General features: G+C 55.2%; 14 protein-coding genes and 1 pseudogene. 14 read left to right on the top strand and 1 reads right to left on the bottom strand.

All coding sequences use genetic code 11. From position 1 onward, the window contains the following. Positions 1–158 precede the first annotated feature (158 nt). Positions 159–1,505, top strand: coding sequence for a DEAD/DEAH box helicase (locus tag J3P79_RS19330; protein ID WP_434605133.1), 1,347 nt, complete (start codon positions 159–161; stop codon positions 1,503–1,505). Positions 1,506–1,629: 124 nt separating this feature from the next. Here the strand turns inward: J3P79_RS19330 and J3P79_RS19325 are convergent, their stop codons facing one another. After that, positions 1,630–1,905 carry a hypothetical protein gene (locus J3P79_RS19325; protein ID WP_434605131.1) on the bottom strand — a complete coding sequence of 92 codons (276 nt, stop codon included), beginning with the start codon at positions 1,903–1,905 and terminating at the stop codon, positions 1,630–1,632. A gap of 243 nt (positions 1,906–2,148) precedes the next feature. Here J3P79_RS19325 and J3P79_RS19320 point away from each other — a divergent pair, with 243 nt between their 5' ends. The 13 genes and pseudogenes from J3P79_RS19320 (at position 2,149) to J3P79_RS19260 (ending at position 25,139) form a co-directional block, all read left to right on the top strand. Further along, entirely contained in the window at positions 2,149–3,855 is a 1,707-nt protein-coding gene (locus J3P79_RS19320) for a ShlB/FhaC/HecB family hemolysin secretion/activation protein (protein ID WP_434605128.1), read from the top strand. 21 nt (positions 3,856–3,876) lie between these two features. Beyond that, entirely contained in the window at positions 3,877–16,083 is a 12,207-nt protein-coding gene (locus tag J3P79_RS19315) for a hemagglutinin repeat-containing protein (RefSeq protein WP_434605125.1), read from the top strand. Next, positions 16,080–16,481 (top strand): contact-dependent growth inhibition system immunity protein, encoded by a 402-nt coding sequence (locus tag J3P79_RS19310; protein ID WP_434605122.1) that lies wholly within the window; start codon positions 16,080–16,082, stop codon positions 16,479–16,481. Before J3P79_RS19315 ends, J3P79_RS19310 begins: the two co-directional genes overlap by 4 nt. A 339-nt stretch (positions 16,482–16,820) precedes the next feature. Continuing rightward, the gene (locus tag J3P79_RS19305) at positions 16,821–17,213 is read left to right on the top strand and encodes a hypothetical protein (protein WP_434605120.1); all 393 of its coding nucleotides are present in this window, start codon (positions 16,821–16,823) and stop codon (positions 17,211–17,213) included. 263 nt (positions 17,214–17,476) lie between these two features. After that, the gene (locus J3P79_RS19300) at positions 17,477–18,178 is read left to right on the top strand and encodes a transposase (protein ID WP_434605117.1); all 702 of its coding nucleotides are present in this window, start codon (positions 17,477–17,479) and stop codon (positions 18,176–18,178) included. 70 nt (positions 18,179–18,248) lie between these two features. Beyond that, positions 18,249–18,992, top strand: coding sequence for a hypothetical protein (locus J3P79_RS19295; RefSeq protein ID WP_434605114.1), 744 nt, complete (start codon positions 18,249–18,251; stop codon positions 18,990–18,992). A gap of 334 nt (positions 18,993–19,326) precedes the next feature. Continuing rightward, the gene (locus J3P79_RS19290) at positions 19,327–19,524 is read left to right on the top strand and encodes a hypothetical protein (protein WP_434605112.1); all 198 of its coding nucleotides are present in this window, start codon (positions 19,327–19,329) and stop codon (positions 19,522–19,524) included. Beyond that, a complete protein-coding gene (locus J3P79_RS19285; protein WP_434605110.1) occupies positions 19,521–19,967 on the top strand; it encodes a hypothetical protein in 447 nt (148 codons plus the stop codon). The genes J3P79_RS19290 and J3P79_RS19285 overlap by 4 nt, the downstream gene beginning before the upstream one ends. A gap of 239 nt (positions 19,968–20,206) precedes the next feature. Next, positions 20,207–20,587 (top strand): hypothetical protein, encoded by a 381-nt coding sequence (locus J3P79_RS19280; protein ID WP_434605108.1) that lies wholly within the window; start codon positions 20,207–20,209, stop codon positions 20,585–20,587. After that, the gene (locus J3P79_RS19275) at positions 20,580–20,945 is read left to right on the top strand and encodes a hypothetical protein (protein ID WP_434605106.1); all 366 of its coding nucleotides are present in this window, start codon (positions 20,580–20,582) and stop codon (positions 20,943–20,945) included. The genes J3P79_RS19280 and J3P79_RS19275 overlap by 8 nt, the downstream gene beginning before the upstream one ends. A gap of 34 nt (positions 20,946–20,979) precedes the next feature. Beyond that, on the top strand, positions 20,980–21,534 hold the full coding sequence (locus tag J3P79_RS19270; RefSeq protein WP_434605105.1) for a hypothetical protein: 555 nt from the start codon (positions 20,980–20,982) through the stop codon (positions 21,532–21,534). A 342-nt stretch (positions 21,535–21,876) separates the two neighbouring features. Beyond that, positions 21,877–24,864, top strand: a pseudogene (locus J3P79_RS19265) (DUF637 domain-containing protein); the annotation flags it as partial. After that, positions 24,864–25,139: a YrhB domain-containing protein gene (locus tag J3P79_RS19260; RefSeq protein ID WP_434605102.1), complete on the top strand. Its 276-nt coding sequence runs from the start codon at positions 24,864–24,866 to the stop codon at positions 25,137–25,139. The pseudogene J3P79_RS19265 and the gene J3P79_RS19260, both read left to right, overlap by 1 nt. Positions 25,140–25,260 lie beyond the last annotated feature (121 nt).

Raw genomic sequence — 25,260 nt, 5'->3', positions numbered from 1 at the left:
GAATTAGAGCATTTAAGCGCCGCGAAGTGACCGTTGATCGTGAATCCAATCATGAAAACACGCTGATTTGCTGCCGTTTGCACAAAGAAACTCGGCCTTCTCGCTCGAAACCGTTACCCTATGCAGCTGTTTTTTTGCATTTCTTCGAGGTAGCACCCGTGTTTTCCCAATTCGCCCTGCACGAACGCCTGCTCAAAGCCGTGGCCGAGCTTAAATTTGTCGAGCCAACGCCGGTGCAGGCAGCGGCTATTCCGCTCGCGCTCCAAGGGCGTGACCTGCGGGTGACGGCGCAAACCGGCAGTGGCAAGACCGCCGCGTTCGTGCTGCCGATCCTCAATCGCCTGATCGGCCCGGCCAAGGTTCGTGTCAGCATCAAGACGCTGATCCTGCTGCCGACCCGCGAGCTGGCCCAGCAGACCTTGAAGGAAGTAGAGCGCTTCTCGCAGTTCACCTTCATCAAGTCCGGGCTGATCACCGGCGGCGAAGACTTCAAGGTCCAGGCCGCCATGCTGCGTAAGGTGCCGGACATCCTGATCGGCACACCGGGACGGATGATCGAACAACTGAACGCCGGCAACCTCGACCTCAAGGAAGTCGAAGTGCTGGTGCTCGACGAAGCGGACCGCATGCTCGACATGGGCTTTGCCGAAGACGTGCAGCGCTTGGTGGACGAATGCGTGAACCGTCAGCAGACCATGCTGTTCTCCGCCACTACCGGCGGTTCGGGCTTGCGCGAGATGATCGCCAAGGTGCTGAACAACCCTGAGCACCTGCAGCTCAACGCGGTCAGCCAACTGAATTCCACCACGCGCCAGCAGATCATCACGGCTGACCACAACCAGCACAAAGAGCAGATCGTGAACTGGTTGCTGGCCAACGAGACCTACGAAAAGGCCATCGTCTTCACCAATACCCGGGCCATGGCCGACCGCATCTACGGCCGCCTCGTTGCCCAGGAATACAAGGCGTTCGTGTTGCACGGCGAGAAAGACCAGAAGGACCGCAAGCTGGCCATCGACCGCCTGAAGCAGGGCGGCGTGAAGATCCTTGTCGCCACCGACGTTGCCGCCCGTGGCCTGGACGTGGATGGCCTGGACATGGTCATCAACTTCGACATGCCCCGCAGCGGCGATGAATACGTGCACCGCATCGGTCGTACTGGCCGTGCCGGCAACGATGGGCTGGCGATTTCGCTGATCTGCCACGGCGACTGGAACCTGATGTCGAGCATCGAGCGCTACCTGAAGCAGAGCTTCGAGCGCCGCACCATCAAGGAAGTCAAAGGCACCTACAGCGGACCGAAAAAGGTCAAGGCGTCGGGCAAGGCCGTTGGCGTGAAGAAGAAAAAGGTCGACGCCAAGGGCGACAAGAAGAAAACCGGCGCCAAGGCCCCGACCAAGCGCAAGACCGCCAACCGCCCGAAGACCGACGCCCCGTCGCTGGTCAGCAAGGACGGCATGGCCCCGCTCAAGCGCCGCAAGCCAGAGGCGCCGGCGGCTGAGTGAAATCGCGTTAGCGGTGCATGAAAAAACCGGACCTTGAGTCCGGTTTTTTATTGGGGGTTCCACAATCCCGTGGCGAGGGAGCAAGCTCCCTCGCCACAAAAGCGGTGTGTCCTGAGCTCGGCAATCACTCCGCCTTCTTCTGCGCCTCTTCCAGCTCCTTCAAGCGCTTGTCGATCAACTGGCACTTGTCCGGCAGATCCTTGCTGGAAGTCCCCAGATCCATGGCTTGCAGTTCGTCATTCATTTCCTTTGCCTTGGAGGGGTCCTGCTCGGTGAGCTTGGCGACCTTGTCCGCCAGTTGCTCGCGCTTGATGGTCGCCTCTTCAGGCGTGCAGGTGGCCCAGGCGGGCAGGGCGCAGGCGAGGGTGGCGGCGAGGGTGAGTTTGATGAAGGTCTTCATGGCTGGGCCTCGTACTTCTGGTTGGGCTGTTACTCGGTTGAGGCCGGGGTGCGTGGGGAAGTTCATTTGAACGTCATGGCGTCGCCCTTGGACGTGGCGGATTTCGCTTTTGCAGCTCCGGTTTGATTCCAGATGAACGGCTACGTCAATCACGCCAAAACCGGCACGGTTGGTTGACGTCAAAATGATGGCTCATTAATATCGCGCCACTATTTTGATGTCACTTCTGTCGAGGGATCGAACATGTTCTCACCCGCCCCTTGGGCGAGGTTGTGCGTGGCTTTGCTGTGCCTTTCTCCGCTTTCCCTTGCTCACGCCGCCCCGACTCCCGGTGACACTGACCTGATCCGCGAACGCCAGAATCGCTTGCTCGAAGAGCAGCGTCGGCGCCTCGAAGAGCTCAAGGACCTTCCGGGCAAGGAGGCGAAGCCTACCCAACCGACAGCGCCTGCCGACACCCGTTGCTTCCCCATCAAGACCATCGAACTCAAAGGCGCCGACAGTTTGTCCGCCAGCGATCGGGAACGTTTGCTCAAGCCCTACATCGGCCAATGCCTGGGCGTGCCGCAGCTCAACGAACTGCTTAAAGTCATCACCGATCACTACATCGAAAAAGGCCTGGTCACCAGCCGGGCGTATTTGCCGCAACAGGATCTTTCCAGCGGCCATTTGCAGGTGCTGGTGGTCGAGGGGCGACTGGAAGGTCTGAAGGGCGCCGAGAACAGCGGGTTGTCGGACCGGGAATTGGCGCTGGCGTTTCCCGGCAAGACCGGCGAGTTGGTCAACCTGCGGGAAATCGAGCAACTGGTGGACCAGCTCAATCGCTTGCCGTCGAACCAGGCCAAGATGGAGCTGACCCCCGGCCAGAACGTCGGCGGCAGCCAAGTATTGGTCACCAACGATCCGCAAAAGCCGTGGCGTGCCGGCTTGTCCCGCAGCAACGACGGCCAGCGCAGCACCGGCGAACAACAGTGGGGCACCAGTTTCGAATGGGACAGCCCGCTGGGGCTGGCCGATCAGTTGATGTTGCGCGGCGGTCACGATGCCATGACCGACCACCAGCACACCTCCAACAACGCCATGCTCTATTACAACCTGCCCTGGGGCTGGTGGAACGTCAGCTACACCTACAGCCAGAGCGAATACCGCTCGCAGATCCCGGCCAACGGCTTCAACTTCAAGCAGACCGGCGACAGCCAGAACCATCAGCTGCGCGTCGAGCGGGTGATCCACCGCGACGCCGTGAGCAAGACCTCACTCAACACCGGCCTGGCCTACCTGCGTACCAACAGCTACATCGAGGACAGCAAACTCGATGTCAGCAGCAATCGCATCAGCGAAGGCCAGTTCGGCATCAACCACGGTCGCCGGGTCGGCAACGCTTTCGTCAACCTGGACTTGGGCGTGCAGCAAGGCATCGGGGCTTTCGATGCCCAGGGCGATAACGATCCGGGCCCAGGCCAGGCCGACGCCCGCTACCGCAAATACACCGCCACCGCCAGCTACCTGCAACCGTTCAAGGTGTGGGGCGAGTCCTTCAGTTTCAGCAGCCTGATGACCGGCCAGCGCAGCGAAGACGTGTTGTTCAGCCCTCAGCGCATGAGCCTGGGCGGGGAATCATCGATTCGTGGCTACAAGGATCAATCCTTGGCTGGGGACAGCGGCGGTTACTGGCGCAACGACCTGCGCTGGAGCCGCCCGGTGACCCTGGAATGGCTGCGCCCGGTGTTCGCCGAGTACGGCACCAGCCTCGGTTACGACCAGGGCGTGATCCGCGGTGATCGCTATAACGGCGATCAGCACGGGCGCATGACGAGCAACTCGCTGGAGTTGTTTGCCCGCGGCCAACACCTGAGCGCCAGCGTCACCTTCGCCCATTCCCTGGAACGCCCGGACGCCCTGACCGAGCGCGAAGCACCGATCTACTTCCGCCTCGACCTATCCATCTAATTCGCTGCACGAGCCCCGATCATGGACGACCGCCAATACGCCTTCCTGGCCCGCCAACCTTCTGCTGCCCTGAAAAACCGCGAGCGGTTCCTCGGCATGCCCAAGCGCGGCTTGGCGTTTTTGCTGGCCAACGTCATGTTCTGGCAACCGATGTGGGCCCAGGCCGAGGGCATCGTGGTCAGCGCGCCGGGCACCGGCCTGGACCGCGCGGGCAACGGCGTGCCCATCGTCAACATCGCCAAGCCCAACGCCAACGGCCTGTCGCACAACCAGTTCAAGGACTACAACGTCGACGGCAACGGCGTGATTCTCAACAACGCCACGTCCCGTACGCAGTCCACGCAACTGGGCGGGATCATCCTCGGCAACCCGAACCTCCAGGGTGCCGCTGCGCAAACCATCCTCAACGAAGTCAACGGCGGTAACCCCAGCCAACTGCGCGGCTACACCGAAGTGGCGGGGCAGTCGGCCCACGTCATTGTTGCCAACCCGTATGGCATCTCCTGCAACGGTTGCGGATTCATCAACAGCCCGAAAGTGACCTTGAGCACCGGCAAACCGGTGGTGGAAAACGGTCGGTTGGATCGCTACCAGGTCGACCAGGGCAGCGTCGCCATCGAAGGCGCGGGCCTTAACGCGAACAACGTCGACCACTTCGAAATCATCACCCGCAGCGCCAAGATCAACGCCGAGATTCAGGCCAAGAACCTGACGATTGTCGCGGGGCGCAATGACGTCAATGCAGAAACTTTGAGCGCCACCGCTCGAGCCGATGATGGCAGTGCAAAGCCGGAACTGGCGATCGACTCTTCGGCGTTGGGTGGGATGTATGCCGGGGCGATCAAGCTGGTGGGCACCGAGGCTGGGGTTGGGGTGAAGCTGGACGGCAAGTTGATTGCCAGTGGCGGTGATATTCAGCTCGATGCCAATGGGCGTTTGAGTATGGTTGATACCTCGGCCAGCGGGGCGGTCAATGTCAAGGCTGCGAGTCTTGATGTGCAGGGACCGGTTTATGCCGGGACGACCCTGAACGCCCAGACCCAGGGCAACCTGACTAACCAACAAAACCTCGCGGCGCGGGATAGCATCACGTTGAATGCCGGTGGGCAGCTAACCAACAACGGCATTATCGAAGCTGGAGTTAACGCGGATAACACGCGCAATGCTTCGGGAGATGTGAGCCTTACGGCGCAGAACCTGAACAACAACGGCAAGAGCATCGTCGCCAGCCGTAACCTCACAACCAACATTGCACAGACGCTGAACAACCAGGCCGGCACCCTCAGCGCCGGGCAAACCGCCACGGTAAAAGCCGCGACGCTGGACAACCAGAACAAGGGCCGCGTGCTGAGCAACGGCGCGCTGGACGTTACCGCTGACAAGCTGCTCAATACCCAGGGCGTGGTCAGCAGCAATGGCCACCTGATGGCCGATGTCGGGCAGTTGATCAACAGCGCCGGCGAACTCAGCAGCCTGAGCAACGCCACGTTGCGAGTTGCCTCGCTGGATAACGTCGCGGGTCTGGTGGCGGCAGGGCAGATGCTCAACATCACCGCCAGCGGCCAGATAAACAACCAGGGCGGGCGGCTTACGGCGAGCAAAAACGCTCAGTTGATCGCCGGGTCGCTGGATAACCGCCAGGGCTCGCTTTCGGCCCAAGGGCTGAACCTGAACCTGGCCGGGCAATTGCTCAACGCTCAGGGCAGCGTGATCAGCAGCGACACGCTGCAACTGAAGGCCGGCCAGGTGAATAACGCCGCTGGCCGCATCGCCAGTGCCAAGGCGCTGGAAGCCAATGTCACCGGCCTAGAGCAACAGGACGGCGAACTGTTCAGCAACACCAGCCTCAGCCTGGACATGAACCAGGGTCAGTTGAACAACCAGGGCGGTCTGATCAATGCCTCGGGTGCATTGCTACTGAACAACCTCAAGGACGTGAACAACCAGAACGGCGAAATCTCCAGCAAACAAGCGTTCACCCTGGCCGCACAGAACCTGGATAACAGCGGCGGTAAGTTGCTGAGCAATCAAGGTCTGATGCTCAGCATTGTCCAAGTGCTGAACAACGCCCGCGGCGCCATCTCGGCCGCATCGCTGGACAGTCGCAGCAACAGCCTGGACAACAGCGATGGCCTGATCAGCAGCCGCGGCCGACTCGATCTGACGGTCGACACGCTGCTCGACAACCAACGCGGCTCAGTGATCGCCGACGGCGCGCTGCTATTGGCTGCCGATGGCCTGGACAACCGTGTCGGGGAGATCCTCGGCAAGACCGGGCTCAACGCCACCGTCAACACCGTGGATAACCGCCAAGGCACCCTGATCAGCACCGATGCCCTGACGCTGAAGGCTGCCAGCCTCGACAACCGCCAGGCCGGTTTGATCGGCGCGACAAAAGCGCTGGATCTCGATGTCGACGACCTCGACAACCGTGGCGGTGAGCTGTCGAGCAACGCAGACGTCACGCTGGCCAGCCAGAACCTCGACAACAGCGATGGCGGCCAGGTGTTCGCCGGCCAGGCGCTGAAGCTGACGGTCGATAAACTGCTCAACCGCACCAAAGGCCTGCTCAGTGCCAAGGCTGGACTCGAGCTGGATGGCGGATACCTCGACAACAGTGGCGGCTACCTGATCAGCCAGCAGAACCAGCGCATCAACCTGAGCCGCGACCTGCTCAACAGCCAAGGCCAGCTCAGCAGCGAAGGATCGCTGGACGTCACCGCCGCCAACCTGACCAACACCGGCGGCAGCCTGTCCAGCGCCAAGGACCTGACCGTGCATAGCCTGGGACGGCTCGACAACCAGGGCGGCGAACTGGTCACCGACGGCGCGTTGCTGCTCACCAGCACCGCGCTGGACAACCGCCAGCAGGGCCACATCAGCGCCAAGGGCGCGGTGGGCGTCACCACCGGTGCTTTCGATAACAGCCAGAATGGCCGCCTCAACAGCGCCAGCACGCTGAACCTCGTCGCGGGCCAGGTCACCAACCAGGATGGCGGAAGCATCGGCAGCCAAGGTGCGCTGACGGCGTCGGTTACCGGACTGGATCAGCAGGGCGGCACGCTGTTCAGCAATGCCTCGTTGAGCCTGGACATGAACAACGGCCAGCTCAACAACCAGAGCGGTCTGATCAACGCCCCCGGTACGCTGCTGCTGAAAAACCTCAACGGCGTGAACAACAAGGGCGGCGAAATCTCCAGCGCTGAAGCCTTTACCCTGGCGGCGCAAAACCTCACCAACGACAACGGCAAACTGCTGAGCAGCCAAGGCCTGACCTTGCGCATCGCCCAGGCATTGAACAACGTCAAAGGCATGATCGGTGCGGCCACCGTCGATACCCACGCACAAAGCTTGAACAACAACGGCGGCACCGTCACCAGTCGCGGCAACCTCGTTCTGACCGTCGATCAACAACTCGATAACCAGGCCCAAGGCCTGATCAGCGCCGCGCAACTGCTCACCCTCAACAGCGGAAACCTGAACAACCAGGGCGGCAGCGTATTGGCCGGCGGCGCGTTGGTCCTCAACGCCATGGCCCTGAACAACAGCGCCAACGGCCTGATCAACGCCCAAGGCGACCTCACCCTCGACGCCGACTCCCTGGACTCCAGCGATGGCGGCGAAGTGTCGGCCAAGGGCGACATCAACCTGACCCTGACATCGCTGACGCAAGACGGCGGCCGCCTGCTCGGCGAAAAAGCCGTCACCCTGAACCTCGGCAAAGGCGACCTGAACAATCGCAACGGTTTGATCACCGCCAAAGGTCCGCTGACGTTCAACGCCTTGCGCGACTTGAACAACCAGGCCGGCGAAATCTCCAGCAGCCAGAGTTTCGACCTCAAAGGCCGCACGCTGGACAACAGCGGCGGCAAGCTGATCAGCAGCCAGAACCTGGGCCTCGACGGTCAAGCGCTGGTCAACCAGAACGGTTTGATTTCCGGGTGGCAAGGACTGCTCGTCAAAGGCACGAGCCTGGACAACCGAAACAACGGCACGCTGTCCAGCCGCAACGGCAACGTGACCCTCAACCTGCTCGGCAACCTGCTCAACGGCAACGGCGGTGCGCTGGTCAGTCAGGGCAGCCTCGGCGTGACAGCCGTTTCGGTGGATAACACCAAAGGCATCCTCAGCAGCGGCGGCGCGCAGAACCTCAACCTCAGCGGCGCGCTCGATAACGGCCAGGGCGGCCTGATCGACAGCGGCGCCGGCCTGACCATCAAGGCCACCTCCGTGGCGAACGTCAGTGGCGCGGTCAACGCGCAGCAAACGCTGACCCTCGATGCCAACGATGTAAACAACCGCCAGGGCACGCTGGTGGGTAACGCCGAAGTCAACCTGAACCTCAATGGCACACTCGACAACAGCGCCGCCAAGCTCGCCAGCGCCGGCCCGCTGACCATAAAAGGCGCGACGGCGATCAACAACCAGGGCGGCCAGATCGCCAGCCAGGATCAAATGACCCTGACCACCGGGTCGCTGGACAACAGCAACACCGGGACCATCGCGGCAAAAAATGCCTTGGCGATCACCGCCACCGGCGCCGTGCAGAACCATAGCAACGGCCTGATCTACAGCCAGACGGCGGATATCGAACTCGATGCCGCGAGCCTCGCCAATGGCAAGGGCGAGATGCAGGGGCAGACCGGTCTCGATCTCCAGTTAAGCGGTGATCTCGATAACCAGGGCGGAAAACTCATCGCCCAGACCGGCGACGTCAGCATCACGGCGGCCAACATCGACAACCGCGGCGGCACCCTCGCCGCAATCAAGGGCGCCCTTGAAGCGCGCACCGTGGGCGTGTTGCGTAACGGCTTCGATGTGAACAACAAGGGCGGCGTGATCCAGGCCCAGCGCCTCAACCTCCGCGCCTTGGCCGGGCTGAACAACAACGGCGGGCGGATCGCGGCTCAGGCTGGGGATGTCATCATCAACACGGCTGGCCTGAACAACCGCAGCGGTGGGCTCTATGCCACCGGGTTGATCAACGCCAACGGCGCCAGCCTGGACAACAGCGCCGGCCAGATCGCCGGCAACCGCATTGAACTGGGGCTAAGCGGCATCCTGACCAACACTGGCGGCATCCTGGAAAGCGACAGCACCCTGGCGGTGCGGGCCGCGAGCGTTAATAACCAGGGCGGCAAGCTGCGTGCATTGGGTACCAGTGGCAAAACCGACTTCCAAATCGGCGGCCTGTTCGATAACCGCAATGGCGTCTTGGAGACCGCCAACAACGAGCTGACCCTCAACGTCGCTGGCTTCCAGAACCTCGGCGGCAGCGTACTGCACACCGGCAGCGGCACCTTTGATGTCTCCACCGCCAACCTCACCAACGCAGGCGGCAGCCTTGTCACCCGCGGCGGCCTGACGCTCAACGCCGATACCTGGACCAACAGCAGCGTGATCCAGGCGGGGCGGCTGATGGTTAATGTCAACAACCTGACCCAGACGGAGACGGGGCAGTTGCTGGCTTCGACGCGGTTGGAGGGTAAGGGCGGGAATTGGGTTAACAATGGATTGGTTGCCAGCGATGGGAGCTTGGCATTGCAGCTGACCGGGCGGTACAGCGGCAATGGCCGCATCACTAGCCTGGGCGACATGGTGGTGGACGCCGCAGCTATCGACCTGAGCAGCATGGCAAGCATTACCGGCGGCGCGAACACGACGATTGGTGGGCTCGGTGGCTTGGGCAGCCTGAACAATTACGGGCGCCTGACATCGGCGGGTTCGTTGAATATCAATGCGGGCATCGTCAATAACTATGGAACGGTTGCCGGCGCGAGCGGATTGAAACTGACGGCTTCGACATTGCTGAACGACCAGGGCGGTTTTCTGTTCAGCGGTGGAGATATGAAGTTACGGGTGGGGAGTCTGACCAACCGTAAGTCGGACGTTTATGCGTTAGGTAACATTGATGTAGCGCGCAATGAACAGGGTGGTCGGTCGGCGTTGATGGAGAATGATTCGGGCACGATGGAGAGTGGGCTGGATTTTTCTATTAATGCGGATTCTATTGTTAACAAGCGGGGGGAGTTTAGGACTGAGGCGGAGTTGTATTCTTCGGCGTTGGGATTTCGTTGTTATAGTTGTGATTCGCTTCCTTACTCGATGGATAGGCAGCCCTCCTCGCATTTGGTTTATCAGCAACAATACCGAGTTGTGGTGTCTGGGGACTCGACAGCTAAAGCAGCCTCGTTGATTGCAGGAAGAGACCTGAGCCTTAAAGGGGGTTCTTTATTGAACTCAATGTCATCCGTTACCGCTGGTCATGATATCGCAGTGTCGGTAGATGACTTTGAAAATTCAGGTGCGGCGTTGGGCGATTATGCTAGTCACTACTACTATAGTGCCAATAATCTGACGTTGGAGCAGATGAGGCAGGTCATAAACTACAATATATATAATGACGCTGGCTACACTGAGGGGGGAGTGCGTTTTTGGAACTCGGTGGGTGTTGAAACGGTAGAATATTCTCGTATTCAACAAATAGGTTTTAAGCCTCCGGATAGAGAGAGCTATCAATTGATTGGGCCGGTTGTTCTTTGGCTTGGAATGACTTGGAGTCGTACGCCGGCAGTTGTATTGGGGGAGTCCAAGTATTCAACGGGTGTTCGGGCCGAGTTGCCTGATTTCATAAAAAATTCTACTCCATTCAGTCGAGTCGTCGTCTCGTCTACCTCGTCCGACAGCTTGGTGCCCGCCATCATCCAAGCCGGCGGCAACGTCTCCATTACCGCAACAAACAAAATCACCAACGGCGTGGAGCGCCCCTTCTCCACAGGCATATCTACTTCATCCCGTAACACCACAACCGCCGCGTCAGGTTCAGGCAAGACCACAGTCGTAACCCTGAACAGCCAACTCCCGCCGGACCTGGCCCAACAACAGATAAACCCGCTGACGCTCCCCGGTTTCACCCTACCCAGCGGGCAAAACGGCCTGTTCCGTTTGAGCGGTCAAGGCACCAGCAACGCATCGGCATCCCAAGCTCCGATCGCACCACAGAACTGGACAATCGGTAGCAGCGCTGTAAGCGCATTGGATCGATCCGTTGGCGTGCCAATAACCGATGTACGCCCTATCGAGATTGCCGATCAAAGCCAGCTTTCGACCACTGATCGCCAAGTGCAACCATTGAACGGTGGTCAAACATCAGCCCCGCCACCTGCATCTACCGCGGGCCAGTCATTGGCCCGAGTGACGGGCCTGCCGAGCGCGACCGTCTCCTCCAAGCCACACAAGTACCTGATCGAGACCAACCCGGTCCTTACCGACCTCAAGTCATTCACCAGCTCGGATTATCTGCTAACAAAACTCGGCTACGACGCGGACACCAGCGCCAAGCGGTTGGGCGACGGCCTGTTCGAACAACGTCTGATACAGCAGGCCGTCGTTGCCCGCACGGGCCAACGCTTCATCGACGGCCAGACCTCCGACGAAGGCATGTTCAAGTATTTGATGAACAACGCCATCGCCAGCAAAGACGCCCTCAACCTGTCGGTAGGCGTTACCCTCACCGCCCAACAAGTAGCCGCCTTGACCCACGACATCGTCTGGCTTGAAGAGCATGAAGTGAATGGCGAGAAGGTGCTGGTGCCGGTGCTGTATATGGCCCAGGCCAATAACCGTCTGGCACCTAATGGTGCGTTGATTCAAGGCGGTGATGTCTCTCTGATCGCAGGGCAAGGGCTTGCTAACGCAGGTACGCTACGCGCCACGAACAATCTTTCCGCTGAGGCGGGCAGCGATCTTACCAACGCGGGGCTGATCGAAGCGGGTGGCCGACTTGACCTGCTGGCCGGTAATAATCTCGTCAACAAATCGGGCGGCATCATTGCTGGTCGTGACGTGAGCCTGACGACAACACATGGCGATGTGATCAATCAACGTGATGTGACGGGCATCGATACCCGGTTTGGCAAAAACTCGACTCATCGTGATTATCTTGATAACGCCTCCAGAATCGAGGCATCGAATGACCTGAAAATCGACGCCGGTCGTGACATCTATAACATCGGGGCGGTTATTCAAAGCGGGCGCGATCTGGAACTTGCGGCCGAGCGTGACGTGAACATTGCATCCATCCAGGATCGCACTACGGTTTCGCGAGGCAGCAACTTCCTCAACCAGACCATCAAGCAGCTTGGCGCGGAAGTGACCGCTGGACGAGATCTCTCAATCAGTGCGGAACGTGATGTAACAGCCATTGCCAGTCGGCTGGATGCCAAGCGCGATATTGAGATGGGGGCGGGCTCCGATCTCCTGATCACGTCGGCCGCCGATACGAGCGATTTTGTTTCCCGCAGCAAAAGACGCAAGGAGGAAAAACACAGCGTCACACAGCAAGCTTCCTCGCTCGATGCTGGCCGCGATATTGCGCTCTACGCGGGCAATGACTTGGGCGTTATCGCCAGCCGAATCAAGGCCGAGGAAGACATCAGTCTCGACGCTGAACAAGACGTCATCATTGCCTCCGCGCAAGACGAAAGTTCTTCTTACTACTACCGGAAGAAAAAAGGTTCGTTCGGTCGGAGCAAGACGACGGAGAAACAAAGTTACAGCAGCACTAATGTCGCTTCCGTCATCGAGGCGGGCCGGGATCTGACAGTCAACACATCCGTGGACGATGACGGCAATGTCAGTCTGGACGGCGGGAAAAACGTCACGGTTATTGGTAGCGAGCTGAAGGCCGGGAACGATATGGTCGTAGGTGCCACCGATGATGTGGCGGTGCTCTCCGGTACGGAGGAAAGCGGGGCCTACAGCAAGAAGACCAAATCGGGTTTGTTCGGTCTGTCGAAAAGCGGCAAAAGCCAACTACAGACTAACGTGACCCAAATTGGCAGCGAATTAAGCGCTGGTAATGATGTGGTGGTCGTTGCTGGCCATGACGTGCGTATGCAGGCGAGTGAAATCGCTGCGAAGAACAACGCCGAGCTGCACGCTGGACTGATCGACAAGACGGGCGATATCAATCTCACCGCTGCGGATGATCAAGCTTATAGCCGGGCCGAGGAGTACAAGAAAAAAATCGGTCTTTCCCTCAAGGACACGGTGGGGTTATTTGCCGGTACACCTGGGGCGGGCGCTGACATCACCCTGAGCGCATCGCATAAGGGCGGTCGTGAGGTCGTTAGCAATACGAGCGTCGGTAGCCAGGTCACGGCGGGCAACGATGCCGTGCTGGACGCTGCTCGAGATCTCAACATCGTCGGCAGTGGCGTGAGCGCCGACCGAAATGTGACGCTGGATGCCGGGCGGGATGTGAACATCCTCGCCGGGACCAATCAGCAAAGAAGCAATACGTGGAAAACTGATAAAAGCTACGGCATCAAGCAAGACGTCGATAACAACGGATTCACGACTTTCGTAGGCAATGAAACGATCAAGAAAGGACGCGATGCCAACGGTAATACTGCTGCGGGCAGCGTTGTTGAAGCCGGACATGATGTAAAAATCAATGCTGACCGAGATATCAATCAGCTGGGTTCTGATGTTCACGCCGATAACGACATCAAGTTAAAAGCGGTACGTGACATCAACATTCTCGCCGCCAACGAGCTTTATCAGGTTACGAACACAGAAAGTGTGAAGCGTAACGGCACAACCACTACCGTTGCTTATAACCTCGGTAATACGCTGGATACATTGGGCAATACCGGCAAAGGCGAAGACGGTGTGAGCAAGACGTCAAGCGTATTGAAAACAGTCGATGCATTGGACCAGTTCTTCAGCGGCCCTAAATTTGATGGGCACATTGGCGGCTCAAGTACAAGTCAGAGCCAGACAGCAACATCACTGACCAACCGATCTTCAAGCCTTTCGGCCGGTAACGACATCAGCCTTGAGGCCGGTAACGATGTGAATGTACTTGGCAGTCAGTTCGAGGCTGGACGTGACATTAACGCCAGCGGACGCAACATTACGCTCGATGTAGCTCATGGTGCCCAAAGCAGCGATAGCCATCAAACTCAAAGTAAAGGTGGGGTGAAAGGCGGAACCACTGGCGGATTCAAGCTGGGTGTGGGCGTGAGCAATGCCGGTGGCAAGGACCAGTCGACACAAGGTACCTCCACGCCGACGCAGCTCAATGCCGGACGTGATATCAACCTGGATGCAAAAAACGACCTGACCCTGATAGGCACTGAGGCGACGGCTGAGCGGGATATCAAGCTCAAGGCCGGCAACGACCTGAAAATCCTGTCGGCGCAAAACGCCTCCAGCAGTGAAAGCAACCGACGTAGTTGGGGCGCCGAAGGTGGGCTCATCGCAGGACAAGACGGTTTCGGCGTCTACGGCAGCGTAAACGTGGGCCTTGGAAAACTTGAGCGAGAGGGAGTCCAGCAGCAGGAAGCCTATCTCTATGCGGGCAATAAGCTGAACTTCGACAGCAATCGGGACACCACCGTTGCTGGCGCCACCTTGCGCGCTAACGAAGTAATCGGCGATGTCGGTCGCAACCTCACCGTTACCTCCGTACCGAATACAGGCAAAGCCGAGGGCAAGGAGTTCGACGCCAGCCTCACGGTCGCCGTGAGTTATGGCATAACTGTCAGTGGCTCGGTCGGCTACGGTCAGACCAATGGCAAAACCAACTGGGTCAACAACCAGACCGTCATCAGTGGCCAGAACAAAGTCGATATCCGCACGGAAAAGCATACCCAGCTGGACGGTGCGGTACTGTCTGCGGACAACGGCAACTTGAAGCTCGATACCGATACCTTGGGTTTCCGGGATATCACCGGTAAAGACAATGAGCACGGTTACTACCTTAATGTCAGCGGTAGCTACAACAACGGTGGCTCGCAATCCGACAAGCCTAACAAGGGGATGGAAGGGAAGGAAAAGAACAGTTGGGCGCTTGAGGGGTACAACTACAACAAGGATCGGGAGCAGATTCTTCGCGCCACGGTGGGGGCGGGTGAGATTGTTGTGCGTGACGATGATGTCGCGGGTACGGATTCCACTGCGGGGCTCAATCGGGATGTGAGCAAGGCGTACGAGATCACCAGGGATAAGGAGCATCGGACTGATCTGTACGTGAGTAGTTCTTCAATCGATGCGGTCAGCCATCCGGTTGAGACGGTGACGAAGTGGGGCGACAATGTTGTCAATTTCAAGGCGAACATGGTCAAAGAGGCCGAGGCCGGGGTCGATTTCCTTACAAATCTGGATCGAGCAATAAGTGCCCAGTTAGTCGGGACTGGCGATGTTCCTCAAGCACTTATCGATAAGTTGGGCAGCGAGCGGGCGCTTGCCGTTACTAAAAACTTCGTTCGACAGGGGCTTGATCCAGAGCAGATCAAAATATTGCCTGCCGCCGTGCTGGATGGACTGGCTGAGTTTGCAAAGCAGGCTGCTGATTACGAAAAACTGGTAGAGAGTTGCACCGCAAACAATACCTGCCCGGGCATGACGACATCGGGTGGGCCTGATAGGCCGGGCTCTATTGAGCTACCGCCTATTCAGGTTCCGGCGGAGCTCATTACCCACGGACAGCTTGCTCTGAATCAAGTGTTGAATGTGATTGATCTCGCCCAAGGCATGCCCACGGAGACAGTTGAAGCCACCATTATCGGAATTCAGGCACTGATGGGGCCCATGAAATTCCTTTTAAGCATGACCGCTAATGGGTTGCTCAACGCTGCATATGGCCCTGAAGTCGATGAGCTGAAAGATCTGGCTGCGATCAAGGTGGCGTCGAAACTGATCGGAGAATCTGAGGAAGAGCTGGCCAAGAGGCACCAGGAAGCCAAAGGTGAACATGACAAGGGTAATGATGAATATCAGTACGACGGTGATGGGTACGTCGTTGCGACTCGGTTTCTGATCGATGCGGTGCTGGGAGAGCTTAAATCTCTTGGCATGAAAGGTGGTGAAAGGGTACTGTCGGTTGTAGGCAAGGGAAGCGTTTCAGACGGAACCGGGCACATCGTAATTAAGTTGAGTCAGGGGCAGCAAAGAGCTATCAATAAGATTGAAAATATTCTCGGTAATTTCAAGGAAAGCGACATTGTCGGAGCTTTGAAGGACATGGCTGGAAATCCTGTTCCGAAGCCAGGTGGTGGTTATTGGGATCACTTGAAAGAGATGAACGATTTACTGCGCGGGCTACGGAATCATGCTGATACTTTGAAAGGCGTGAGTGATCCCGCTGCACAAGCCGCACGTCAAAGGGCTTTAGATTCTGTACGTCGTATTGAGTCGGCTTTAAATGGTGTAGGTATATGAATTTCCGTGAGCTAGAAAGAAAAAAAAATCTTGATTGGTTGCCAGAAGAAGATCCATCTGCGCTAACAGAGTGGTATCTCTCAGTGCGTGATATTCCGCTGACTAAGTTAGGGGTAGGAGACATCTGCCGTTCGTTAAGACAGAATTTATTCGTTTGCGATGTATTGCCTGTGGCAGTAGAGATGCTAAGTAGTGATGTTTTGGCCGGCGAACGCTATGATGGTGAACTTATTTCGGCTATTGCGGGTTTGAATGTGAGTTTTTTTAAAGAGAACTCAAGTGCGGTCCGCCAGATTGTCGAGGCAACGCATAAGGTTATTGAAGTGACTAATGACGCTGAGTTGCTAAAGGATTCTTTCAGTTTAATAAACGCTCTTAAAGGTTTTGATGAGTGTTGAGTCTTGAAATAGGTCTGCGGGAGAACCGGGGACAGACCCTGAGGGATCCCTGAATTTTCGTACAGGAAATCAAAGTTGCGGAAAAAAGGGGACAGATTTGAATGGCACTTACTTAACAGCTAACTAGCTGATACACCTGAAAAAAAAATGAAAAAAATGAAAAAAATGAAAAAAATGAAAAAAATGAAAAAAGGCTGGCCTTGGTCTACGGTGATAGTTGCGAACACACACCGATCAAGCAAGGACACAGCCCGAGAGCAGAACCAGGGACAGACCACGTTATCTGTGCGTTTCTCAGATAGAAAACTTGGTCTGTCCCTGAGGGATGGGTAAATAATAATGAATATCGAAGGGGTTGTTGATCTGGAAGGATGGCTGGTTATCATCGACTACAGGCTGTTTCTCATACCGGAGTCGTACTCAGATGATTACGAAGTTGGTGAAAAAATTGAAGTGTCCAATCCTGAAATAATATTTTCGGTAGTGGACAAAATTCTTCCTTTGGCTGGAGGGAAAAGCTATATATTTCATAGGTCAAAAATTTCAGGGGCTTTAATAGAGGGGTTGTCAAAAAAAATTAAGCCCTTTGAGTTATTTGTCGAGGAAAGGGGAGGGGGCTTCGTAGCTATAGACATTGATGATCATACGATTGAAAAATATAAGGCTAGGTATACATATTTTCTTGACGCCGTTGGGGGGGTGGAGTCGGATGACTGGTTGGATTATTTATAGAGAGAAAAGGGGGCAGATTTGAATGGCACTTACTTAACCTTCTTCGGATTTCCATTCTTCCTGACCTCGGCGCTGGCTGATCGACGTGTTTTCATCAGCATGGGGTAAGGCTTAAAGATAAGGGGACAAAAAAAAGGGGACAGATTTATTTTCTAAAAAAAGGGGACAGATTTATTTTCTGAGCCTTTGCTATAAAAAAAGGGGACAGATTTATTTTCTGAGCCTTTGCTACGCTGAAAGCTTCCACGGAGGAGAGGTCAGATATGCCCAGGATGGGACGTATTATTTTGCCGAATTACCCACACCATATTGTGCAACGCGGTCATAACCGTCAGGTGGTTTTTGCGGTTCCCGAGGATTATCAACGCTATCTAGCGGATCTGCGCGAGCTCAAGGATGCGTTTGGGGTTAGGGTCTACGCTTATTGTCTGATGACCAATCACGTCCACCTGTTACTCGCTCCGGGTGAGTCGATCACTGGGTTGGGGCAGATGATGAAAGCTTTAGCGGCGCGTGCCACGCGTTACCGCAATCGGCTGGAAGGACGCTCCGGTACGCTATGGGAAAGCCGTTACAAATCCAGTGTCGTGCAGTCAGATGCTTATCTCCTTGCCTGTTGCCGTTACATAGAATTGAATCCTGTACGCGCTCAGATGGTGGCTGACATAGCAGACTACCGTTGGTCGAGCTACCGAAGCCGGGCAGGTGATTGTCCTGACAGCGGATGGCTGGATGTCGATCCCTGCTTCGTTGCGTTAGGCGCTACGGCGATGGAGCGGCGTCGCAAGTATGATGCTTTCGTGCGCGAGGCCATACCAACAGAGCAGGTCCGTTTGATCCGTGATGCATTGCAGCGCGGTCAGTTGACGGGGACAGGGCGCTTCGTTGATGAGGTAGAGCGGATTATTGGTATCCGGATAGAACAACGAGGTCAGGGGCGGCCAAGGGGGAAGACGGGAAAATAAATCTGTCCCCTTTTTTGCTCATCGATTTTGGTCGAGAGTACAACGTTAAGGTAATAATAAAGGAGTTCAAATGAGGTCTGAGAGGCTTGAGCGATTAAAGCTTGTTTTTTGTGCTGGCTCGATAAATGGCTTGCAGGCATTGAATCTGGTTGTTCGCATTTTGAATGATTTCGGTTTTCCCCCTGTATTTTCGCTGCAGGGTGTTGAGGTTGATGTCGCAACACTTGAGAAAAAAATCCAGGAAAAAAAATCTTGGCCTAGTGGTGTTGTATCAAATAACTTCGAGTTTCGATTTGGAACGCTGCCTGCCTTGGGTCAGTGTTTTTTGGTGGTTGAAGAAGTGCGAAAATTTCATTGTTTTGATTGGGATCAGGCTGTAAGTCCTTTTCTCGGTGTTGAAGGTTTTATCCAGGCATGGCTTGCTGATGTTGAATACGAATTTTGGCAAAATGCGACAGATCCTTTGGAGTACGAATATGCTGGTAGATCATTTGCAAACCTCCCCCTAAAATCGAATGGATTGCCTGCGCCCTTAAATCAAATGGAAATAGATACATCAGTAAATCCCGGTCGCGTCTTGTTGAAGCAAGGGTATATGGCGGCGATCGGAAGTTTTATGTGGTTAGGTGACCAATTCTGGGAGCGGACGGGAAGGGATAAGCTGGAAAGTCTGACATCCCTGAGGAGAGGAGGGGTTAGTATTTTCGAGTGTGGGAGCACTGTAAAGGTGGTTGCGTCTGAAAAGTGTTTCCATGATGATTTAACAGCGGATAAGCAACGTGTACTTAGGCTCGCTTTGTTTGGTGTAAGTTAGCGGTAAAGAAAGGGGGGCGACGCGGAGCGGTTTGGAAAAACGAGAAAAAAGGGGACAGATTTATTTTCTGAGCCTGTCTAGTCCAAAAAAAAGGTTCTTCACGGAATCCCGGGAAACACAGAAACAAGAACGCCGATTTGATTGATGATGTTCGTGCGAGCAAACACATCTAACAAACCGGCGTTCTTATGCGAGAAAAAGGCGACAGATTTATTTTCTAAGCCTGTCATGACGGGGAGTGATCAAGCCCTGATTGATTGTGTAGGGGCAAAAGCTCATCGGAAAATAAATCTGTCCCCTTTATTTTCGTGGTTATCTTCGTCCTGGAGTGAGTTTGCAAGAAGGCGAGAAAGCAGTTGTTGGAACTGGCCACGCAGAAGCGGATATTGTCAGCTATGCCAACGCTAACGGATTGAAAGTTGTTGATATCGGTGCGACGCGTCCTGTCTGTGCATCATGTCAGAATGTAATTGAGCCGACAGGGGCCAATGTGTCAACGCCATTAAAACCACTGCCAAAGGCTAAACAATGATTATGCGTTTAGAAATGGTTGAGAAAGGACTTGTAGAAAAGCTTAAGTTGGTCAGTGAGGAGCAACGAAGAGCTGCTGTAAGAGTGGCTTGCGAACTTGCTTTTCAGGCTTGTCCAGTAGAAGTACCTATTGTTGTCGAGTCTCTTATGGAGCTACTGTCTGGTAATAGACTCACAACTGATCAGGTTTCTGGGCTAGATGCTTTAGCTGCACAGTTAGATGAGAAGTATTTTGACTTGCAAGACAGCCTGGATGGAGGGCAAAACTTAAATCTAGAAGGTCTTCGGTTGTTTAGCCAAGCTCGTGCTGTATCGGCGCTGTCCTTAGCTGGTGGAGATAATTCGCTTATGACAGCGACCGAAGCAATATATGAAGCATCGTCAGCTGTTGATGATGGAACTCATATTTTTAAAGCAGTACTTTCGGTTTTGCCAGAGTCTTAATCATCAGGTGTTTTGCTTTGGCTGAGATCCGGCGCACTCTTGCGCCGGTATTTCCTGCAGAAAAGTGCAGAAAAGGGGACAGATTTATTTTCTGAGCCTGTGATGATGCGGAGCGATCCGGACCTGGTTGATCCCGTGGGAGGCAAAAGCCGATCGGAAAATAAATCTGTCCCCTTTTCTTTGCCAATTTCATGGGTGATACGGACCTGTTTTTTAAGAATGCATCCAAGAGGTCTGACGTGGATGCAGATGGTTTTTTTGATGTAATAGCTCACGGTAGTAAACAGAAAATCGAAATAGTTACACCTAATGGTACGGTAATGGCTGACCAACGCGTCGTGTCTCGGCTTATCGAGAATAACCCCAGCTATAATGGACAGCCGATCCGTTTGTTGTCGTGTGATACTGGGGCATGTGACACTGGGTTTGCGCAAAATCTGGCAAACAAAATGGGAGTTCCAGTGAAGGCGCCAACCAATTTGGTATGGGCTTACGGTAATGGCAAGGTTGTGGTAGCTCCTAGATCTTCGTCGAATCCGAGTTCGCCGTTGTTTAATCTTCCCGATTTATCAAATCAAGGAACATTTAAAATATTTAATCCTGGTGGGCCGAATGAGTGAATCAGATTGCATAACCTGTGAGCGGTGCGGAGGGAAGCTAAAGCTCTTTAAAGAGGCTAGCGCTCAAGGGTTGAAGTGCTATGACTGCGGTTGGTCGGTGGTTACGACGCATATAGCGGATATTAAGCTCGACGAGATTGAATATAGAGTTAGCTGCGTTGGCGATTATAAAAATGTAGCGCACATAAAAATTGTTTCTGATGTCGCGGGTTGTAATTTTTTAGTGGCTAGGAAAGAACTTCAGAGCGGTCGTTTTCTTGTGTTTGTCGGCCAGGCAGAGGAAGTTTTACGGGTTCGGAATGCTCTAGTTAATGTTGGGATTGAATGTAGTATTTCTCCTGATTTTAACTGGGGGTAGGATGTTTTTTCGAGACTATGCGCATGGAGCAGTTATGAGTAAATTTTCACTGATGGTCTTAACCCTGATCCTGACCTTGCCAGGCTGTAAATCCAACGTCAGAGATTCCTCCCCCACACTGCTCAACAAGGACATCCAGTTCCAGCAAAACAAAGTGACCGTCGATGCGCAGCACGCCAAGGTCATCATGAAAGCGTCCGGGGCTACTTATCCAGTGGAGTTTTCCATCAGGCGTGCGGCGGATCCTGATCAGCGTTTGGATGTGCAGGGAACCGTAGTGGATACCGGTCGGGGCAAGGTGTTTGGCTGGATTGCCAAGGTTAACGAAACGGTCCACAGCGTTACCTTGAAACACTTCCCGCAGTTGGAAGTACAAGCTGACCCTGATCAGCCGTTTGAGGTGTCGGGCTACGCCAGCGGCGAGAGCATCGGGACTGGGTACCGCTGTGGTCCACTCAGAAGTACTTTTACACCGGAGCGAAGCAAGGTTTATCTGGTGGAGTTTCAGTTTGTGGGTGCTCGTTGTGAGCAGCATGTCTACGACGTTACCCAGCCACAGGGACGTATTCCTGTCGCAAGTTTGCCTTAGCAGCTGAATCGAATGGGCGATCCAAGATTGCTCATTTCCCATCTTTTCCGCAGCTTTCGCCCGCAATCGGCGCCCAATTACATCGCACCCGTCGCGCAGCGCTTCGGTGGTGGAATGCTTAAGCGAGCTCGTCGTAGGAATCGACGGAACGAATATTCCCCATTGACTTGCAGAAAAAAAAAGGGGACAGATTTATTTTCTTAATAAAAAACGAAAAAAAGGGGACAGATTCATTTTCTGAGCCTGTCATGACGGGGAGTGGTCAGGCCCTGATTGATTGTGTAGGGGCAAAAGCTGATGGGAAAATAAATCTGTCCCCTTTTTTCTGCTTTTTTCTTGGTGGACGCTGGCGGCAACATCAGCGCCCGCGACACGTTGACGATCCAATCCGGTCGCGACCTGACCAACTCATCGGCCATCAGTAGCGGCAACGACGCCCGCCTGAGCGCCGGTCGCGACCTCAACCTGCTGGCCACGCGCAACGAAAGCGAAATTCATAATTCCGCCCATGGCGGCCATCGCAGCACCATCACCACCACGGTAGAAAACCTCGCCGCGAGCGTCACCAGCGGCGCCAACCTGGTCCTTGAAGCCGGCCGTGACATCAACGTCATCGCCAGCACGGCCAAGGCCGAAGGAGACCTCACCGCCGTCGCCGACGGCGACCTGACCCTGGCCTCGGCCGGTGACGAACACAACGTTGAAACGCGGATCAAGGACGGCAAGAAACGCATCCGGAAAGAGGACAACCATACCGTTCAGAAAGCGGCTGAGTTTAGTGCAGGAGGCAATGTAGAAAGCTATTCCGGGGGCGATACCACGCTGGTGGCGAGCAAGGTCAGCGCGGGGGATGAAGCCTATGTGTACGCCGGGAGCCGGCTGAACCTGCTGGCGGCGCAGAACTTGGATTACACGCTGTACGACATGAAGGAAAAGGGCGGTTGGGGAAGCAAGAAGACTCAGCGGGATGAAGTGACTGATGTGCGGAACGTTGGGAGCCAGGTCACTACAGGCGGCGATTTGACGTTGGTCAGCGGTGGGGATCAGCGGTATCAGGTGGCGAGGCTGGAGAGTGGTGGGGATATAGCACTCGACAGTGGTGGTTCGATTACTTTCGAAGCTTTGAAGGATTTGCATGACGAGAGCCATCTGAAAAGTGATGGTGATGCTTTTTGGACATCGTCGAAGGGGAAAGGCAATACCGATGAAACGTTGCGTCAGACGCAGATGGTGGCGGCAGGAAGTATCACCATCAAGGCGGTTGAAGGGCTGAAGATTGATATCAAGCACGTCGATCAGCAAACGGTTAGCCAAGCCATTGATGCAATGGTCCAGGCCGACCCGAAATTGGCCTGGCTGAAAGAGGCTGAAGCGCGAGGCGACGTGGATTGGCACTTGGTCAAGGAAATCCACGAGTCGTTCAAGTACCAGAACTCGGGACTTGGCCCAGCTTCGCAGTTGATCATTGCGATTGTGATGGCGGCCTTTGTCGGTCCTGCGGCACTGAGCGCTTTCGCCAGTATGGGGACCATCGGAGCCGCAGGTCTTGCGGCGGTGGCTACTGGTGCTGCAACGAATGCGACGACTAGTTTTATCAACAATGGAGGGAATCTTGGGGCGGTATTCAAGGATGTGACGTCTTCGGATGCGCTTAAAGGCTATGCCATTTCAGGGGTGACGGCTGGTTTAACGGCAGGTGTCTTTGACGGCATTCTGAAAACAACGACTAATCCGATAACGGGGAAAGTTACCGTCGACCTGAGCAGCCTGGAAGGGGTTGGTCGGTTTGCCGGAAATCAAATTCTGCAAGGCGAAACATCAGCGCTGCTGGGCAAGGCTCTCGGGCAAGGGGGTAGTGCAAGTGGCGCGTTGAAAGCGGCCTTATTCAACACCTTGGCGGCAGCCAGTTTCAATGCGGTAGGTGATTACACGAAAGGAGTGGTTGACGACGGCTCTCTTCAAAAAATCGCTGTACATGCAATGGTGGGCGGTTTACTGGCCAAAGTGACTGGCGGGGACTTCAAGACTGGTGCTTTGGCCGCAGGAGCGAATGAGGCGCTTATCGGCGTCTTGGACAATCTGGTCAGGGGCGATGAAAACCTCTTGACGATGAGTTCTCAGATCGTTGGGGTCTTGGCCGCCACGGCGCAACAAAACGTCGATGCAAGCACACTGGAGAAGGCGGCGTGGATTGCAAAGAATGCTTCGCAATACAACAGACAGTTGCACAAAGCAGATCACGAACTCGCCGAGCAACTGGCCGCGCGCAGTGGTGGAAAGTACACCGTTGAACAAATCGAAGAACAGTTGCGTCTTTCTTCTGTAGACGGCACTGACATTCATGCTGCCTCTGACATGGTTGTCACTCAGGACGGCATTTACGATCCTTCGGCAAAATGGGTGGACTTGGGTAACGGCCAATACGTCCAGCAACCAGCAAAGCTCGATCTGGATCTCGTAGCCTATATCCGAGCGTCAACCAGCAACTACACTTGGGCGGCTTTCCCCGTTGCTCCTGATCAGGACTGGAGCAAAACCCCCAATATTAGTGATGAGGTTCGTGATCGTCTCTCGGGTCGAGTGCTTGATGCTGAGGGCGGTTTCCGCTCGCCTGTTCTTGTAGATGGAGAGGCGTTTAACCCGCGCTTCCTACCTTGTGGTGACGCTTCGTGTGTTGCGAACGGGGGCAGCATTGACCTGACGGATCCAGAAACCCAGCGCTGGATCAGCGCAGGAGACGCGAGGGCAGCAAAAGATGCCTTGGCAATCGGGTCGCTCGTGCCTTTGCCCATGGCGTGGGTTGGTAAGGTCTTAGGATCTGTTTTTGGAAAAGGAGTTGCGAGCGAGGCGATAGGTGGGGGAAGCTCTGCTATCGTGACGAAAGGCTTGGGGGAAGTTGGGGGTGCAAAAGCGGCAGGGGTTGCGGACGAAACTGCCGGTTCAATAAGGAACGTCAATCCAGGTTATCCAGACGCTGGGCGAACTCATAACTGCGTTAATTGTTCAATTGCTACTGATGCAACACTGGCAGGTAATCCAGCATCTGCATTGCCGATAAACTCCACCAAGGGTGTTCCGTTGACAGTGCTGGAGAAGCAATATGGATCTAAGTTTAGCGGAGTATCTTCACCCGAAACCATCACCCAGCACATGATTGGTGGTGGGGACGGCGCACGTGGGATTGTGTTTGGCTCCTATGGTCCAGGCCAGCCAGGCCATGTCTTCAACGTGGTTAATCAGAATGGGGCTATTCGTTATCTCGATGGGCAGACTGGAAAGCCGGCAAATATGAGTAATTTTAAGACATTGCAGTTACTGAGAACTAACTAATGATTACCTACGAATACGCTTTGGAAAAAGCTAAGGAATATTTGAAAGACTCTGAGATTCCTTTGCAGCTAACGCATGAGGGCAAGTTCTCTGAGGGATGGTTTTTTTGCTATCAATCTAAAGAGTATTTGGAGACAGGGAACCTGTCGGCTCAACTGGCTGGAAATGGACCATTCCTGATTGATAAGGAAACTGGAGAGCTTCATGTTTTAGGGACCGCCAAGCCGCTGAAAGAATATCTTGATCACTATGTAATCAGTAAGTCAAAAAAATAAGATTGGTTTTTCGGTGCAAAAGCTACTGGTGGCGCTGCTGAAAAGGTAGATGATCTTGCGTCAACTAATAAAAAAAGGGGACAGATTTATTTTCTGAGCCTTTGCTACGCTGAAAGCTTCC

The sequence above is a fragment of the Pseudomonas sp. R1-7 genome (genome assembly GCF_051132105.1).
In the GTDB taxonomy this organism is placed as follows: Bacteria; Pseudomonadota; Gammaproteobacteria; order Pseudomonadales; family Pseudomonadaceae; genus Aquipseudomonas.
This window is presented reverse-complemented; position numbering and strand designations above follow the sequence as displayed.

Bases quoted from the DNA above. Each gene is read 5' to 3' on its own strand.
- J3P79_RS19325 (WP_434605131.1), bottom strand. From the start codon at position 1,905: ATGAAGACCTTCATCAAACTCACCCTCGCCGCCACCCTCGCCTGCGCC.
- J3P79_RS19320 (WP_434605128.1), top strand. From the start codon at position 2,149: ATGTTCTCACCCGCCCCTTGGGCGAGGTTGTGCGTGGCTTTGCTGTGC.
- J3P79_RS19315 (WP_434605125.1), top strand. From the start codon at position 3,877: ATGGACGACCGCCAATACGCCTTCCTGGCCCGCCAACCTTCTGCTGCC.
- J3P79_RS19310 (WP_434605122.1), top strand. From the start codon at position 16,080: ATGAATTTCCGTGAGCTAGAAAGAAAAAAAAATCTTGATTGGTTGCCA.
- J3P79_RS19305 (WP_434605120.1), top strand. From the start codon at position 16,821: ATGAATATCGAAGGGGTTGTTGATCTGGAAGGATGGCTGGTTATCATC.
- J3P79_RS19300 (WP_434605117.1), top strand. From the start codon at position 17,477: ATGCCCAGGATGGGACGTATTATTTTGCCGAATTACCCACACCATATT.
- J3P79_RS19295 (WP_434605114.1), top strand. From the start codon at position 18,249: ATGAGGTCTGAGAGGCTTGAGCGATTAAAGCTTGTTTTTTGTGCTGGC.
- J3P79_RS19285 (WP_434605110.1), top strand. From the start codon at position 19,521: ATGATTATGCGTTTAGAAATGGTTGAGAAAGGACTTGTAGAAAAGCTT.
- J3P79_RS19275 (WP_434605106.1), top strand. From the start codon at position 20,580: ATGAGTGAATCAGATTGCATAACCTGTGAGCGGTGCGGAGGGAAGCTA.
- J3P79_RS19270 (WP_434605105.1), top strand. From the start codon at position 20,980: ATGAGTAAATTTTCACTGATGGTCTTAACCCTGATCCTGACCTTGCCA.
- J3P79_RS19260 (WP_434605102.1), top strand. From the start codon at position 24,864: ATGATTACCTACGAATACGCTTTGGAAAAAGCTAAGGAATATTTGAAA.